This is a genomic window from Photorhabdus machadonis (assembly GCF_052657765.1).
The window spans coordinates 4,113,448-4,127,074 of the sequence record NZ_CP199761.1; the positions used below are offsets into that span (position 1 = coordinate 4,113,448).

Sequence of the window (13,627 nt, forward strand, 5' to 3'; positions counted from 1 at the left end):
GGAGACTTAATGATGACACAAGAGTTAGTACGCAGCGAATATAACGAAGTGGCGAACGTATCTAATGCCCCGATGAAATTAATTGAAATGGCGGTATCTTCAAATGCTGATATTGATAAACTAGAAAAACTTTTGGAACTACAAACAAAATGGGAAGCTGGGCAATCAAGAAAAGAATTTTTAGATGCGATGGCATCATTCCAGAGCGCGGTCCCCACAATTAAGAAACTAAAAAGCGCTGACTTTGGCAACGGAAAAGCCAAATATAAATATGCATCACTCGATGATATTTCAGAGCAGATAAAGCCCTATTTACAACAACATGGACTTTCGTATCGCTTTGAACAAAAAATGGAAAATGGAGTGATAACAGTTAAATGTATTGTTAGCCAACGCTCTGGGCATCAAGAGTCGTGTGAAATGTCATCAACTCCTGATGCGTCAGGCGGCAAAAACAATATTCAGCAATCAGCATCAGCTATCACTTATTTGCGACGATATACGCTGACTGGAGCATTGGGAATAGCAACAGCAGACGAAGATATCGACGGTCGTTTGCCAGGGCAGAAATCCGACGAACTGACTCAAGCAACAAAGGAAAATATTGATATGTACTTAGAGTCGATGGGTAAAACATGGAGAGACGATTTATTGCCCTTGTGCTCAAAAATATTTAATCGTGAATGTATTGCCGTTGCTGATATATCAGAATCAGAAGCAATAAAGGCACTAGATTTTTTGAAAAAAAAGGCGGCTAAAAATGGTCAGTCATGAGTTAGTGATGAGCAAAACTGGGATTAATTTACTCACAGCCGAACAGGGAAGTTATGACTGGCAGAGGTTAAGATTGGGAGTAATAACGGCATCGGAAGCCGGAAAAGTGATATCAAAACCGCGCAGTGGCACAAAATGGACTGACACAAAGCTGACATATTTCTATACGTTACTCGGTGAAATATGTACAGGCGGTGCGCCGGAAGTAAATGCAAAAGCATTGGCGTGGGGAAAAAATTACGAAGAATCAGCAAGAGCAACTTTTGAATTTGTAGCTGATGTAAATGTGATCGAAACATCTATTTTATTCAAAGATGAATCACTCAGAACTGCATGCTCCCCGGATGGAATTTGCAGTGATGGGCAGGGGCTTGAACTTAAATGCCCCTTCACTACTGCCGTATTTATGAAATTTAGACTGGGTGGTTTTGATGCTATTAAATCTGAATATATGTCACAAATTCAATTCAGCATGTGGGTTACTGGCAAAAATGAATGGTACTTCGCTAATTATGATCCACGCATGACAAGAGAAGGAATTCATTATGTCGTCGTTGAGCGTGATAAGGATTTCATGCAGCAATTCGACGACCTTGTTCCCGATTTCATAGAAAAAATGGACGAATCATTATATGAAATCGGTTTCAAATTTGGCGATCAATGGAAATGAAACACAATCATGATGATATCCAAGTTGGGAGGGTTTATTGTCCATATTCTAATTTTCATAAAGGGTGGTTAATTCCAGGAGGGAAAATAACCAGAAATCCTTTTACAGCATGTAATGCTGCTGAGGATAAAAACAATTATCTTAAGTCTCTTGAAGATGAGTTAAATAAGGATAATTTAGTGTACGGTGAAAAATTTAATGGCGATCCGTGCCCGCGGGGGCACACGCTAAGATACGTGTCTAATGGTAGCTGTACTGAATGTCAGAGCAACAGAGAAAAGAAAGTCAAAAAGCGCAAGCGAGAGAGTAAAAATAAAGTCAATCCCGGCGATTTTACTCATAGCGTATTTATTCTTGGAAATCCTGAAAAAAAATAATATTTGAGGTAGTTATGAAAATTCACAGTATCGAAATATTTAATTTAAATACGACGGGTGTATTTTACGGCCAACCAGTTCCGAAAGGATGTATCGGTGTTGTTGTTGACAGCGTTGAATTTAATGAATATCGCGACATTGGATGCAATGTTTTCATTGCTGAGTGCAACGGGCTTGTGCACTGCTATTTAACCAACATATAGGATAATATCATGTTTAATGTCATCAGCATCTCCGGTGGCAGAACGTCAGCTTATCTTGTCTATTTAATAGAGCAATACAGGAAAGCCGGTAAGATTAAAAATGTCATCTATGTGTTTATGGACACTGGGTGCGAACACCCACTGACCTATCGTTTTATCAGAGATATCGTAAAATTCTGGGATATTCCGCTAATAATATTGCAAGCTGAAATGAACCCCGAACTTGGCGCATCGAACAGTTATACTGTGTGGGAACCGAAAGATATTCAAACGCGAATGCCGATATTAAAACCATTTCAAGACATGGTGAAAAAATATGGAACTCCATACATCGGTGGTGCGTTTTGTACTGACAGACTTAAATTGAGGCCGTTCAGAGATTATTGTAATGATAATTTCGGAAAAGAAAACTATCACACGTGGATCGGAATACGCGCTGATGAACCCCGACGATTAACTCGCAAGGATGGAGTTAGTTATTTGGCTGATATTAGTGATTTTGATAAACATGATGTTTTAGATTGGTGGAAGAAACAGCCATTTGACTTATTAATACCCGAACATTTGGGGAACTGTGTTTTTTGTATAAAAAAGAGCATTAAGAAAATTGGCTTGGCATGTCAAGATGAACCGGGTTTGAAAATAATATTCGAGGAATGTTGCATTAATGATAAGCAAGTTCGCGATGGTCACAGGAAGACTTCTAAAGAAATAATGTATCGCGGCAATATGTCGTTAGATGGAATAGCTAAGATGTACTCAAATGCAGATTATGAAAATCTATATCAAGAGATGATAGCGGCTAAACGATTTGATACCGGTTCTTGCTCTGAATCATGTGAAATATTCCAGCTAGACCTATTTTAACCCCATCCCATTAATTAATAACCAGCCGCTATGAGGCGGGAGGATTATTATGGAGAAAACACCGTGGAACCCATGCAATAAAGCAATTCAGCGGGTTAAAGACTCGCTTCCAATTCCCGTGAGATGTCATTATTGCTGCGGCCACGTAACAATAGCTCATCATGAAAAGATATTCGGCAAAATCCACAGCAAATGGCCTTGGCTATATATCTGCACATCGTGTAGCGCGTATGTCGGCATGCACCCGTTCACAGATATTCCACTTGGAACTTTGGCAGATAAAGCGACTCGGAATGCAAGATTAAGCAGTAAACGATATTTTGAAGAAATATGGCAATCGGGAAAACTAACACGCACTGATGCGTATAAATGGCTAGCAAAGCGACTTGGAATTAATAAATGTGAATGTCACTTCGGCTGGTTCGATATTGACACTTGTCATCGAGCAAAAGAAATTTGCGAAAATATGATTATTAAGAGAGGTAATTATCATGACTAAAAACACAGAAGTTTTAATATCTGCATGTCACGAATTAGCAAGAGTAGCAAGCTGTGACGATTATTTAACTTTGAATGAGATTGCTGATAAATTGAAATCTCTTCGTAAAGAACGTGACAGATATAAAGGAATGTTTGTTGAATCGTGTTTGGGATTGAGTGCTATAGCTTATGCAGTCGGCATTAAAGAAGAAGATGACACTGGTTCACCGTACCAATTAATTGCTGAAATCAGGAAAATTAAGGTTAATGCAATTCAAGAATATTATTAATTATATGTCTGATTTTCTCCAGCCCCGAAAAATGGCTGGAGAGCGTATACGTCACGCAAAGAAATGTGTAGAAAGATTACTCAACGGAGATAAATAAATGAATGAAAAAATAATTATGTACGACTCAGAAGAAGCTGCGAGTATTAAAACAGTCACCGGCTGGGTTGCAAAGAATGGTAGCTTTTGGGGCGATGATGAGCACACTGCACGTTATTCGGGTTCTACTCATCGCAAATGCAAAAATAATCCTGAACACCCAATATTTCGCAGAAACGATTATTGTAGCATCTGTCGTGAGGAAAAAAATAACGAGGAATTTAACGCAATGGAACGCAAAGAATGGGACTGGGAAACACCTATCGTAATTTTTAATACCGATCAATATCTCTGGAATGAATGTGATTTATTAGAATATTGCGATGAAAACAATGTAAGTCCGCAAGAATTAAAGCTTGTTATTTGTGAGCCGAATTTTCCAGATGAAATTGATGGAGAGTATTATTTTCGTAATGACTTACCGGACGACGGAGAATTGCCGGCTGAACTACAACGCGCATTTGATATATTAAATATAGCAATTAGAAATTGTGGGCCACTGTCGTGGTCGCAGGGAAATATTGCAGCAATTATAGGTGACGATGTAAATAATGAAAAACGATAAATACAAATGTGCAAAATACAGATGTAAGCATATTCATTATGACCACGAACGCATTTATATACAAGACCCAGATAATTCTTGGGTGAAAATTAGCATATGTCCAAAATGTGGACATGATGACTTCTATATTATTGAGAAAGAAAGAGATGAATGACTACTTATGCCATCACTTTTACTTTATCTGGAAACGAATGTTCAAGCGATACATGATAAGTACGCTCGTGTATCGCGGCGCTAGTTTACCAGAAGCAAAAGAAGCCGCTGCATGCGAGATTGAAGCATATAAAGATGGAGACTGGAAATATATTCATCCGCACGATGCAGCTAAAGAAAGTTTGTCTTATTGGAGTGATTAACATGGAAATAGAAGAAATATTAGAGCGATTCAAGAAGGATACAAAAGAACATAGCATTGAAATGTTACATAATGATGGCTTATATCGTCATTTTCGATTCAGCAGAAATAATAGTAGTGCATATTATTTTGATATAGTAACGTGGCCGGGGTTTCTATGCATATCGGGCGACATGGGTTGTTTTACATTCTCTCGTGTTACAGATATGTTTCGATTTTTCAGAGACACAAACTGTAAGTTTTCTATAAACCCGTATTACTGGGCAGAAAAATTACAAGCCGGTGCTGGATATTGCAAAGAAATATACAAAGAATGGTCACCGGATAGATTTAAAGATGCTGTTAATGAGGCATTTAATAATTTCATTGATGATAATGATGATATTTCTGATGACGAGCTCGAAGAGATAAAAGAATCAATCGAACAAATCATTTCATGCTCATATCATGAATATGATGCAGCATCAGCAATTAGAGATTATGATGATAAGCATGATATTTTTGTTGATTTTTGGGAAAATGATTTAATGGGATATGCATTTCATTACATTTGGTGTTTATATGCAATAGTGTGGGGAATCAGTAGGTTTGATGAATATATAACAGAGAGAATTGATGATGAACAATAACGAATGTAATTGCATTGCCGGGATGATCGGCACTCGGAAAATATCAATAGCAGAGTGGGAAGAGGAAACAAGGAAGTTCGATAAAGTAATTGATAAATTCAATATTGATACAAAGCGTAAAGAAGTTCCGCATCCCGGCCTTGTATATTATTTTCGTTATTGCCCCGAATGCGGTAGGAAATTATGAACAATTGGAGTGAATATGGAAATAAGATTAGATAAATATGTCATCACATCAGATGAGTATCAGTTCATTCTTAATAAGATTAAAATAAACAAGGAAGGTAAAAACATCGGTCAAGAAAGATTACAAACAATCGGTTATTATCCCAGACTGGAACAATTAATTAAGAAATTAATTTTATTAGAAATTCGTCGAGATGATATTAAATCACTGCAAGATATGAGTGATAGAATAAATCAAGTTGCAACAGAAATTTCATTGAAAATAAAGTAGGGTTAATTATGGCAGACTTCGGAGGAAGCAATACACCGAAAGAGTTGCGCGATAAATGGCAAACCCCGGTTGAGATATTTACAGCGCTGGATGCTGAATTTGGTTTTTATTTAGATGCCGCCGCTAATATTCAAAATACACTATGTGCTCATTATCTCACGGAACGAGATAATGCACTCGAATGTGATTGGATAAGCTACGGTGCAATTTGGATTAACCCTCCCTACTCTAACATTGGCCCGTGGGTAACAAGGTCCGCTGAACAATGCAGGGAGCAATTACAGACTGTTGTTATGTTAGTTCCAGCCGATACATCGGTGGGATGGTTTAAATTAGCAATGAACTCTGTAGATGAAATTAGACTCATAACAGGCGGCAGGATTTCATTTATTCCATCAAAACTGAATATAAAAGGTAAGAGTAACACAAAAGGGTCGATGCTTTTAATTTGGCGTCCATTCATCAAACCTCGCTGTATATTCACAACAGTTGATAAAGATGAACTAATGTCAACTGGCTCAAAAACATTAAAGGAAACAAAATCACATGAAATTAATTAGCTTAATAAAGCCAATCAAGGCTAACTATTTTGGCATTGAATTATCAGTTCCATTCTGGACTAAATTTATAGTCACAGAAAGCAAGGGAATTGTATTAGCATGGAACAAAAGGCCGTCTCAAATTAACGACAATTGGTTCTCTGAATTACCATCATCTCAATATGAAATTGTAGCCATTGTCGATTTAGAAGATATCGACTGGAAAGAAACTCTCGTCGAACTATGAACGAACAAGTTCTTGAAAACGGACGCCGCAAAATAGCAAAGGAATGCTTACACGAGCTAATAGCTCTTGACAAATACGACGATAAAGCAGTCACGGCAATACTCGATAAATATACACCGAAATTCAAATTAATTCTGAATGAGCATAAGATGAGAAAGTCAACGCCGAAAGCCTGGCTTTCTCAGTATGTGAGAAATCTGCAAAAAGAAAGGATGGACAAATGAGCGATCCTATTTATCTGACTGATATTGAACTTTTTTCAATAACAGGATTTAAGCAAAAAAGCCAACAAATAAAGTGGCTGATAAGCAATCACGTACATCATTATGTTAATCGCCTCGGTAAACCTATCGTTATCAGAACCACTATTACCGGTAAACATATCACACAAGCTAACACGGATCTGGAAACACCAGATTTTGGAGCATTAACTAATGGCAAGGAAGCGCAAAGATCATAATGATAACAAACTACCCACACGCGTATCAAAAACCAAATATTCTTATTACTTAAAAACTAAAGATAACAAAACTATCATGCTTGGACCATTAACAATGAGTATGACAGAATTATGGGCAAAATATGATGGAGAAATAGCAAACCAAAAAATAGTAATGACATTCTCTAAATTGTGGGGCATACACTTAAACAGCCCTGCATTTACTGAATTATCAGCACGCTCTCAGAAAGATAAATTACAGGGAGCAAAAAATATTCTAAAAGTTTTTGGTCATATTAATGCAGATAACATCAAACCAGAGCATATCAGGCAGTATATGGACATAAGGGGAACTCAGAGTAAGACACAGGCTAATCATGAATTATCTTATATGTCTGTGGCATTTGGCTGGGGATATGAGAGAGGTTATTGCAAGATGAATCCGTGTTCTGGGGTAAAGAAGTTCTCACTCAAAAACAGAGAAAAATATATCACAGACGAAGAATACCAGGTCGCTTATGATGTATCTTCTCCAGTTGTTAAAATAGCTATGGAGATATCATATCTATGTGCATCCCGGATCGGAGATATATTGAAGCTGAAGCATAATCAGATATCAGAACAAGGAATTTACATCAAGCAAGGAAAAACAGGAGCTAAGCAGATAAAGCAATGGACTGATAGATTACGCGAAACTATAAATTACGCAGTAGAACTATTCCCTCCCGCGTCAACACAATCTCATGTCATTTTGAATGCAGATGGTAATCAATTCACAAAATCAGGTTTTGATAATCACTGGCGTGAGACAAAAGAGAAAGCAGCGCAAAAATTAGGAAGAAAAATTGATTTCACATTTCACGATATCAAAGCTAAAGCAATCTCAGATTTTGAAGGAAGTTCAAAAGACAAACAATTATTCAGTGGCCACAAAACCGAATCTCAAGTAAAAGTTTATGATCGCAAGACAAAGATAACTCCTACCTTAGACCTTCCAAAAATCAACAAAAATGAAAGAATATAGAGGAATTGAAATAGTTAAATAGCTGAGATAAAAGGATTTATATTTTCGTTTTAATACTGTATATTCTTTCAAATATTTATAATTAATTGATTTATATAAAGCTTATACCGGATTCTGATTCCGGCATTCCCAGGTTCAAATCCTGGTACCCCAGCCAAATTCTGAAAACCTGCTTTCCAGCAGGTTTTTCGCTTCTCAAGCCTCTCCAACTTCCTCCCTTAGACTTACATAAGAATGTATAAAAAATGGACAGCCCATACCATAAATAGATTTACGACGTGTTTGTGAGCTGCCAATACCAATCTATACGTTACAATCCCAACGCATACTTAAGCGCCGCTTTTTTCATTACTCCAGCTCGTTGGGCTGCCATCAGTGCCAGATTACGTGCAACTTTCAGCCCCGGTAACTCATTACTGAACACGGTGTAAAACAGATCCATTCCAGCCTGCATCATCCGGTTATCTGGCATTCTGTAACGCTGATAACGCATAAGCACTTCCAGTGAATCCCATTTTTCTGTTAATTCTCTGGCCTTCACCAAAACATTAAGCAACGTATCCACATCCCGATAACCAAGATTTACCCCCTGCCCTGCCAGGGGATTAATGGTATGAGCCGCATCGCCCAGCAATACTAATCCTTCACGCACATAACGGTTAGCGTGATGACGAGCCAAAGGAAATGAGCCGGTGGCAACAGGTGTCACTTTACCTAACCGCACAGGAAAGGCCTGAAAAATCTCCTGCTCAAGTTGAGCCATTGGCATTGCCCGTAACTGCCGTATACGTGCCGGTTTGTCATACCACACCAACGAAGCCCATTGGTCAAATAGCGGAAGAAATGCTCTTGGGCCAGAAGGGAAAAATTGCTGCCAAGTAATATCTTGCTGTGGCTGTTCCGTTTTTACTGTAATCAACATACAAGCCTGTCTATATTGCCAGCCACGGCTACCAATCCCTGCCATTTGCCGAACCTGAGAGCCGGCGCCATCAGCCCCGGCAATCAAACGGGTATTAATTTCAATTCCATTATCCAGAGTGACTAACCAGCCCGCTTTCTGCCGCTGCATTGATTGCATTACCGCAGGGCACAGCAAAGTCAAATTGGGGTGTTTTTCAAACTGCCGCCACAACGCCAGCTGCAAAATACGGTTTTCAACCATATAGCCCAGTTCAGGCAGCCCCAGACTTTGTGCATCAAACACCAAATTGGAATCATTTTGCTCCCAAGTCTCCAATTTGCGATACGGGGCACTGCGCATCTGTAATACCGCATCCCATGCACCAAGTTGTTTGAGCAAATCTACAGAAGCACAACTGATTGCCGATACGCGCACATCAGGATAACTCTGTGCATCATAAGATTGTGGTGGCTGATGATCCAACAAAGCAACTGTCCAGCCTTCTTGCGCCAGTCCCAATGCTGTCGCAGCGCCGATCATGCCAGCACCGACTACTACTACATCAAAAATCTGTTGTGAATTATTCATATCAGTCATGCTATTAACTCATTGATTGGCACAGTGTACCGGATTTTTAATCCTTCGGTAGAGAATATCCTGTTTAACAGTCTGGTCACTGCTCCCTCAAATGACTACAATATCCGGCAACTTTCTGCCTAATACACAACTGCTTTTACAGTGCAATAATCTCCTTAAGCACTGTAGAAAGCTCGGATGCACAAGAAAATGTCGACGATAAAAAAACTGTATATTAAAACTTGGGGCTGTCAGATGAATGAATACGATTCATCTAAAATGGCCGACCTGCTCGAAAGTACTCACGGTTATCAGTTAACCGATGTCGCCGAAGAAGCAGACATTTTACTATTGAATACCTGTTCAATCCGTGAAAAAGCACAAGAAAAAGTTTTCCATCAGTTAGGCCGGTGGAAAAATTTGAAAGACACCAACCCAGATATCATTATTGGCGTTGGTGGCTGCGTCGCCTCTCAGGAAGGGGATTTCATCCGTCAGCGCGCCCAGTGTGTAGATATTATTTTTGGGCCACAAACACTGCACCGTTTACCTGAAATGATCAATCAGGTGAAAGGCACCCGCAGTCCGGTTGTTGATATCAGCTTCCCAGAAATTGAGAAATTTGACCGTCTGCCTGAACCTCGTGCTGAAGGTCCATCTGCATTCGTTTCTATTATGGAAGGTTGCAACAAATACTGTACTTTCTGTGTCGTACCTTATACCCGCGGTGAGGAAGTCAGCCGCCCAAGTGATGATGTTTTGTTTGAAATCGCCCAGCTTGCTGCACAGGGTGTACGTGAAGTTAATCTTCTAGGGCAGAACGTGAATGCTTATCGTGGTGCAACTTATGATGGCGATATCTGCTCTTTCGCTGAGTTAATCCGTTTGGTAGCAGCTATAGATGGTATTGATCGTATTCGTTTTACCACCAGCCACCCAATTGAATTTACAGACGATATTATTGCTGTTTATGAAGATATACCAGAATTGGTCAGCTTCCTGCATTTACCGGTACAAAGTGGTTCTGATCGTATTCTGACACTGATGAAACGTGCGCATACGGCCCTTGAATATAAAAGTATTATCCGCAAACTGCGTAAAGCACGACCAGGGATCCTAATAAGTTCTGACTTTATTATCGGCTTCCCAGGTGAAACCCAAGATGACTTTGAGAAAACCATGAAACTGATCGCTGATGTCAATTTCGATATGAGCTACAGCTTCATCTATTCTGCCCGTCCGGGAACGCCAGCAGCGGATCTGCCTGATGATGTCAGCGAAGTAGAGAAAAAACAGCGTCTTTATCTACTGCAACAGCGCATCAATCAACAAGCTATGAGCTATAGCCGTGCTATGTTAGGCAGTGTGCAACGTATTCTGGTAGAAGGAACTTCCCGTAAAAATGTGATGGAACTTTCCGGCCGTACTGAAAACAATCGGGTCGTCAATTTTGAAGGCCAGCCTGACATGATTGGCAAATTCGTTGATGTTGAAATTGTTGATGTCTACGCCAACTCACTGCGCGGTAAAGTTATCCGTACCGAAGATCAAATGGATCTCCGTATACACGAATCACCTGAATCCGTCATAGCCCGTACCCGTAAAGAAAATGAAATCGGGGTCGGTACTTATCAGCCTTAAATCAATATAGAGATAATCAGTGATTCAACAAACTCATTCACAAGTCGCGACCCAGGAAATTTTCCTCGAACCGGCCGACAATCAGCGCCTGATGAGCCTGTGTGGCCCGTTTGATGACAATTTGAAGCAGCTTGAGCGCCGGCTGGGCATTGAAATCAGCCGTCGTGACAACTGTTTTAAATTGATGGGCAAACCGTTAAGCGTTAGCATCGCCACCAATATCCTACGCCATTTATATGTACAAACGGCCCCTGTCCGTGGTGTTATCCTTGATACCAAACCAGAGCAAATTCACCTAGCGATTACCGAGAGCCGGGTTCTGGAGCAAGCTGCCGAAAACATACCTGAGTACGACAAAGCCGTTAATATTCGAACCAAACGTGGCATGGTGAAACCACGCACACCCAATCAGGCGCAGTATATTGCCAATATTCTCAGCCATGATATTACGTTCGGAGTTGGCCCTGCCGGCACAGGAAAAACTTATTTGGCTGTTGCCGCTGCGGTTGATGCACTGGAACGTCAGGAAATTCGTCGTATCCTGCTAACCCGCCCGGCAGTAGAAGCGGGCGAAAAACTGGGCTTCCTGCCTGGCGACCTGAGCCAGAAAGTTGATCCATACCTGCGCCCGCTCTACGACGCCTTGTTTGAAATGCTGGGTTTTGAAAAAGTTGAGAAGCTGATCGAACGAAACGTTATTGAAGTTGCACCATTAGCTTATATGCGTGGACGAACTCTGAACGACGCGTTTATTATTCTGGATGAGAGCCAGAACACAACCATCGAGCAGATGAAGATGTTCCTGACCCGTATCGGCTTCAACTCCAAAGCAGTTGTCACAGGTGACGTTACACAGATTGACCTGCCTCGTGGACAGAAATCCGGCCTACGCCATGCGATTGAGGTTCTGTCAGGGGTCAGTGAATTGAGTTTTAACTTTTTCCACAGTGATGATGTTGTCCGTCACCCGGTTGTTGCCAAAGTGGTCATCGCTTATGAAGAGTGGGAAGCAACAGAGCAAAAACGTAAACAGACACTCAGTGAACAACGCAAACAGGAAGCACAATGAGTTCAGTAATACTTGATTTACAAATTGCCTGTGAGAACTCACAAAGTCTTCCTGAAGAAACCCTGTTCCAGCGCTGGCTGGATGGGGTTTTACCTCAATTTCAATCTGAAAGTGAAGTAACCATCCGCATTGTTGATGAGGCAGAAAGCCACGACTTAAATCTGACTTATCGCGGTAAAGATAAGCCAACAAATGTGCTATCTTTTCCATTTGAAGCACCACCAGAGGTTGATTTACCCCTACTTGGCGATCTAATTATCTGTCGTCAGGTAGTTGAAAAAGAAGCGGAGGAGCAACAAAAAACAGTAGAAGAACATTGGGCACATATGGTTGTGCACGGCTGCCTGCATCTGCTGGGCTATGACCATATCGAAGATGATGAAGCAGAAGAAATGGAATCTCTGGAAACAGAAATTATGCAAAAGCTGGGTTATGCTGATCCCTATCTTGCAGAAAAAGAGTAACCACTCGCACCATTTTTATGCTAAAAAATACCAACAACAACTTATTTAATGGGAAATTTTCATTAAAACGCCATGAGTGACGACCATCCTTCAAGTAACGATAACCCTGGCCCTAAGAAAGGTTTTTTCACTCTTCTTCTTAACCAGCTCTTTCACGGTGAGCCAAAAAGCCGTGATGAACTGGTGGAACTGATCCGTGACTCTGAACAAAACGATCTGATTGATCCTGATACCCGCGATATGCTCGAAGGGGTCATGGATATTTCCGATCAACGTGTCCGCGATATCATGATCCCCCGTTCCCAAATCGTTACCTTAAAACGTAATCAAACCCTGGACGAATGTCTGGATGTGATTATCGATTCGGCTCATTCACGTTTCCCTGTGATCAGCGAAGACAAAGATCACATTGAAGGGATTTTAATGGCAAAAGACTTGTTGCCATTTATGCGCACCGATGCCCCACCTTTTAGCATAGATAAAGTTCTGCGTCAGGCTGTCGTTGTACCTGAAAGTAAGCGGGTTGACCGCATGCTGAAAGAGTTCCGTTCTCTGCGTTATCATATGGCAATCGTCATTGATGAATTTGGTGGTGTATCGGGTCTGGTCACTATCGAAGATATTCTTGAACTGATCGTCGGTGAAATTGAAGACGAATACGATGAAGAAGAAGATGTCGATATTCGAGCCCTGAGCCGTCATACCTATACGGTGCGAGCGCTAACTCAGATTGAAGACTTTAATGAAGCCTTTGGTACCCAATTCAGCGATGAGGAGGTGGATACTATTGGTGGTCTGGTTATGCAAGCATTCGGTCACTTGCCCGCCAGAGGAGAATCTGTTGATATCAACGGTTATCTCTTTAAAGTTGCTATGTCCGATAGCCGGAGAATCATTCAGGTTCATGTTACGATACCAAACGATGCGCCAATGCCTAACCTTGAAGAAGAATAGGATCGGG

Annotated in this window: 20 protein-coding genes; 19 read left to right on the plus strand and 1 reads right to left on the minus strand. The window is 40.6% G+C overall.

Going from position 1 to position 13,627, the window contains the following annotated elements; translation table 11 throughout:
- The first annotated feature begins 9 nt into the window (after positions 1-9).
- From ACUN2T_RS19725 to ACUN2T_RS19795, 15 genes are all read left to right on the plus strand, one after another.
- A complete protein-coding gene (locus ACUN2T_RS19725) occupies positions 10-774 on the plus strand; it encodes an ERF family protein (RefSeq protein ID WP_445494630.1) in 765 nt (254 codons plus the stop codon).
- Positions 761-1,444, plus strand: a complete 684-nt coding sequence (locus ACUN2T_RS19730; protein ID WP_445494631.1) for a YqaJ viral recombinase family protein — start codon at positions 761-763, stop codon at positions 1,442-1,444. Before ACUN2T_RS19725 ends, ACUN2T_RS19730 begins: the two co-directional genes overlap by 14 nt.
- Positions 1,435-1,821: a DUF1317 family protein gene (locus ACUN2T_RS19735; protein ID WP_445494632.1), complete on the plus strand. Its 387-nt coding sequence runs from the start codon at positions 1,435-1,437 to the stop codon at positions 1,819-1,821. Before ACUN2T_RS19730 ends, ACUN2T_RS19735 begins: the two co-directional genes overlap by 10 nt.
- A gap of 212 nt (positions 1,822-2,033) precedes the next feature.
- Positions 2,034-2,891: a phosphoadenosine phosphosulfate reductase domain-containing protein gene (locus ACUN2T_RS19740; RefSeq protein WP_445494633.1), complete on the plus strand. Its 858-nt coding sequence runs from the start codon at positions 2,034-2,036 to the stop codon at positions 2,889-2,891.
- A 49-nt stretch (positions 2,892-2,940) separates the two neighbouring features.
- A complete protein-coding gene (locus ACUN2T_RS19745) occupies positions 2,941-3,390 on the plus strand; it encodes a zinc-finger-containing protein (protein ID WP_445494634.1) in 450 nt (149 codons plus the stop codon).
- Positions 3,383-3,661, plus strand: a complete 279-nt coding sequence (locus ACUN2T_RS19750) for a glutamyl-tRNA amidotransferase (RefSeq protein ID WP_445494635.1) — start codon at positions 3,383-3,385, stop codon at positions 3,659-3,661. Before ACUN2T_RS19745 ends, ACUN2T_RS19750 begins: the two co-directional genes overlap by 8 nt.
- A 97-nt stretch (positions 3,662-3,758) precedes the next feature.
- Positions 3,759-4,322, plus strand: a complete 564-nt coding sequence (locus ACUN2T_RS19755) for a hypothetical protein (RefSeq protein WP_445494636.1) — start codon at positions 3,759-3,761, stop codon at positions 4,320-4,322.
- Positions 4,323-4,513: 191 nt separating this feature from the next.
- Positions 4,514-4,678, plus strand: a complete 165-nt coding sequence (locus ACUN2T_RS19760; protein WP_445494638.1) for a hypothetical protein — start codon at positions 4,514-4,516, stop codon at positions 4,676-4,678.
- Position 4,679: 1 nt separating this feature from the next.
- On the plus strand, positions 4,680-5,306 hold the full coding sequence (locus ACUN2T_RS19765; protein WP_445494640.1) for a hypothetical protein: 627 nt from the start codon (positions 4,680-4,682) through the stop codon (positions 5,304-5,306).
- 202 nt (positions 5,307-5,508) lie between these two features.
- On the plus strand, positions 5,509-5,763 hold the full coding sequence (locus tag ACUN2T_RS19770) for a DUF5405 family protein (protein ID WP_445494641.1): 255 nt from the start codon (positions 5,509-5,511) through the stop codon (positions 5,761-5,763).
- Between the two features lie 8 nt (positions 5,764-5,771).
- Positions 5,772-6,323 (plus strand): phage N-6-adenine-methyltransferase, encoded by a 552-nt coding sequence (locus tag ACUN2T_RS19775; protein ID WP_445494642.1) that lies wholly within the window; start codon positions 5,772-5,774, stop codon positions 6,321-6,323.
- A complete protein-coding gene (locus tag ACUN2T_RS19780; protein WP_445494644.1) occupies positions 6,310-6,549 on the plus strand; it encodes a hypothetical protein in 240 nt (79 codons plus the stop codon). The genes ACUN2T_RS19775 and ACUN2T_RS19780 overlap by 14 nt, the downstream gene beginning before the upstream one ends.
- Positions 6,546-6,773, plus strand: coding sequence for a hypothetical protein (locus ACUN2T_RS19785; protein WP_445494645.1), 228 nt, complete (start codon positions 6,546-6,548; stop codon positions 6,771-6,773). The genes ACUN2T_RS19780 and ACUN2T_RS19785 overlap by 4 nt, the downstream gene beginning before the upstream one ends.
- On the plus strand, positions 6,770-7,009 hold the full coding sequence (locus ACUN2T_RS19790; RefSeq protein WP_445494646.1) for a DUF4224 domain-containing protein: 240 nt from the start codon (positions 6,770-6,772) through the stop codon (positions 7,007-7,009). Before ACUN2T_RS19785 ends, ACUN2T_RS19790 begins: the two co-directional genes overlap by 4 nt.
- On the plus strand, positions 6,984-8,012 hold the full coding sequence (locus ACUN2T_RS19795; RefSeq protein WP_445494647.1) for a tyrosine-type recombinase/integrase: 1,029 nt from the start codon (positions 6,984-6,986) through the stop codon (positions 8,010-8,012). The genes ACUN2T_RS19790 and ACUN2T_RS19795 overlap by 26 nt, the downstream gene beginning before the upstream one ends.
- 310 nt (positions 8,013-8,322) lie before the next feature.
- Here the strand turns inward: ACUN2T_RS19795 and ubiF are convergent, their stop codons facing one another.
- A complete protein-coding gene (gene ubiF / locus ACUN2T_RS19800) occupies positions 8,323-9,504 on the minus strand; it encodes a 3-demethoxyubiquinol 3-hydroxylase (protein ID WP_445497932.1) in 1,182 nt (393 codons plus the stop codon).
- Positions 9,505-9,702: 198 nt separating this feature from the next.
- On the opposite strand from ubiF, the gene miaB reads away from it, so the two are divergent.
- From miaB to corC, 4 genes are all read left to right on the plus strand, one after another.
- A complete protein-coding gene (gene miaB / locus ACUN2T_RS19805; protein WP_445494648.1) occupies positions 9,703-11,133 on the plus strand; it encodes a tRNA (N6-isopentenyl adenosine(37)-C2)-methylthiotransferase MiaB in 1,431 nt (476 codons plus the stop codon).
- A 91-nt stretch (positions 11,134-11,224) separates the two neighbouring features.
- Complete coding sequence (locus tag ACUN2T_RS19810; RefSeq protein ID WP_445497933.1) at positions 11,225-12,202, plus strand: PhoH family protein; 978 nt, start codon at positions 11,225-11,227, stop codon at positions 12,200-12,202.
- The gene (gene ybeY, locus ACUN2T_RS19815) at positions 12,199-12,666 is read left to right on the plus strand and encodes an rRNA maturation RNase YbeY (protein WP_445494649.1); all 468 of its coding nucleotides are present in this window, start codon (positions 12,199-12,201) and stop codon (positions 12,664-12,666) included. Before ACUN2T_RS19810 ends, ybeY begins: the two co-directional genes overlap by 4 nt.
- A gap of 72 nt (positions 12,667-12,738) precedes the next feature.
- Positions 12,739-13,620: a CNNM family magnesium/cobalt transport protein CorC gene (corC, locus tag ACUN2T_RS19820; RefSeq protein WP_445374189.1), complete on the plus strand. Its 882-nt coding sequence runs from the start codon at positions 12,739-12,741 to the stop codon at positions 13,618-13,620.
- Positions 13,621-13,627 lie beyond the last annotated feature (7 nt).